The sequence below is a fragment of the Psychrobacter sp. T6-1 genome, assembly GCF_052258445.1.
In genome coordinates, this window is record NZ_JBQQFC010000369.1 from 1 (window position 1) to 2,113 (window position 2,113).

Consider the following 2,113-nt stretch of genomic DNA (forward strand, 5'->3'; position numbering starts at 1 on the left):
AACTCCATTGATAAGGCTTCACCTGTATAGACTCTCTCCTCCAAAGTCGGCTCTCGCAGCATCTCAGGCTCTTTAACACTAATATTAAGCTGATTGCCTGATTGATAAGCCTGATACTCGTAATCGCCATTCATATTGATGGTGATAACGCCGTTTTGACCTTGGTTTTTGGTATCGACACTACTGACAAGTCCGCTATTGATGTTTAGGCGGCGTAGCAAGTTACGCGGCACGGTACTACCCGTCAGGCGAACCACAAGCTGGCTGCCTTGACGCTGCACATCTACTGGGATGGCTTCGTTTGCAAGTGCAATACTGATATCACCACCCTTGCCCTTTGCAGAGAAATTCAGTGCGGTCAGTCCATCATAGCTATATTGCTGACTGACTTGGCTACCAGCAAGCCTTGGGTCTAATAAGGGATTGACTCGTACGACCATTGTATTGGCAGGGGCTTGCTCGGTCACTGTTACAGGGCGACTGACCACTGCAGCGGCAGGTACCGTTGTCGTCTCGATAATAGGCGTGACGATTGGAGTGGTTGTGATTGCCGTATTGCCATTTAACACATCTTGAATAGGGTCATTAGTGATGACAGTAGGCGCACGTACAATAGTAGGCGTGGTCACTACAGTGGGAGTACTCACTATGGTAGGACGCACCACAGAAGGCGTACGTGCAACAGTAGGCGCGGATACGACAGCGCGAGTAGGATCAGTGATAGTCAGGAGTAAGTCATTACCTTCGATCGCAGTCGTGTACTCTCCAGCTTGTCTAAGCCCCACAATCAAGCGCGTCGTGCTGTCGTTGTTTAAGGTGGTGACTTCATTGATCATGCCAATATTATAGGTGCTGGCGCGATTATTGAGCCCATTTTGCACTTGCTCAAAGTCCAAAACCAGCCGGCTTGGATCCTCCAACTGATAAGCAGCTGGCAACTGCGGCGATTGGGAGAACCCTAAACGCATTTGGGTAGTGGCGGGTGCTGTCTGCACCACAGAGACCGTGTTGATACGTTGTTCGGCATAGGCGCTAGCACTGATAGTGATCATACTTATCGCCAGTGCCGAGACGGCAAAGGGTGAAGATACGCGTTTACTCATTGTTGTTACCTGATCATGGCGTACGGTCATTGCTTATTCCTCAAAAGATCTGCCGACTTAACTTATAGGAGAGACCAGCGACTGGGGTCTTTCGATAAACCCGGCGCGGCTGTCTGGCACAATTTCAATCAAATTAATTTGGGTCGGTGTAATCTCAACGATACGTCCATCATTTAGCCCAATATAATCGCCAACCTTTACGCTAGCCACTGAACCATCAGGGCGCTGCACCAAGGCATACTGCTGACCTTCAGGCGAGATGAGCATACCGCGAAAGATCAGTTGCGCCAGCTCATATTGCTCAAGCGGCTCTTTTATACGATTAAGATCAGGACGTATACCGTTCGTTACGCTACTGGTGCCTTGAGCATTGACCAAACTTGGCGGCAAAAAGGGGCTACGTAAGGTATTTGCGCTATAAACAAAATCTTCAACCAGCTCAGTTTGCGGCGGCGGCTCGATAGGCTGCGCAGGCTGATTACGTATGTCTACCATAGCCTGCTCTGCCATACCGATACGATCACTACAGCCACTAAGCCATAATGCCAAGACACTGATCAAAACGATGGGTAGTTTCTTGGTCATCAGTTGCCTCCTGTACTAGCAGCGAGAGTATCCGTTGCCTCTGTAGTCCCAGCAGCAGCCGGTTCACCTGTGACCTCTACGTCTGTTTTTGCCTCTTTTGAGCGATAGGTCTTGGTTTGTAGCACCATATTAAGCTCAGGCAAAACCTCTAAGGTAGGCTGCGGGTTACTAATCTCAAAGTCGTGCATAGTGATGATACGCGGTAGAGCCGCCAAACCACTGATAAAGCTGCCAAACTGATGATACTCGCCTAAAGCTGCAATGCGAATAGGCTGCTCGATAAAGAACTCATTTTCGATTTCAGGTTCAACGGAGATATCTTGGAAGCGTATGTTGCTGCCGACCCCTGTCATGTTAATACCCTCAACCAGCTCTGATACGCGCGTATCCTTTGGCAATTGATCGAGCAAAGTATTGAACTCCGT

At 49.1% G+C, this 2,113-nt stretch carries 3 protein-coding genes; all 3 read right to left on the reverse strand.

Features of this window, described 5'->3' with window-relative positions; all coding sequences use genetic code 11:
- A partial coding sequence (locus ACTXGO_RS12845; RefSeq protein ID WP_443574803.1) for an AMIN domain-containing protein occupies positions 1-1,133 on the reverse strand: 1,133 nt, incomplete at its 3' end.
- 27 nt (positions 1,134-1,160) lie between these two features.
- A complete protein-coding gene (locus ACTXGO_RS12850) occupies positions 1,161-1,688 on the reverse strand; it encodes a pilus assembly protein PilP (protein ID WP_317199251.1) in 528 nt (175 codons plus the stop codon).
- Positions 1,688-2,113, reverse strand: a 426-nt coding sequence (locus tag ACTXGO_RS12855) for a type IV pilus inner membrane component PilO (RefSeq protein WP_443574804.1), incomplete at its 5' end; no start/stop codon positions are given. The genes ACTXGO_RS12855 and ACTXGO_RS12850, both read right to left, overlap by 1 nt.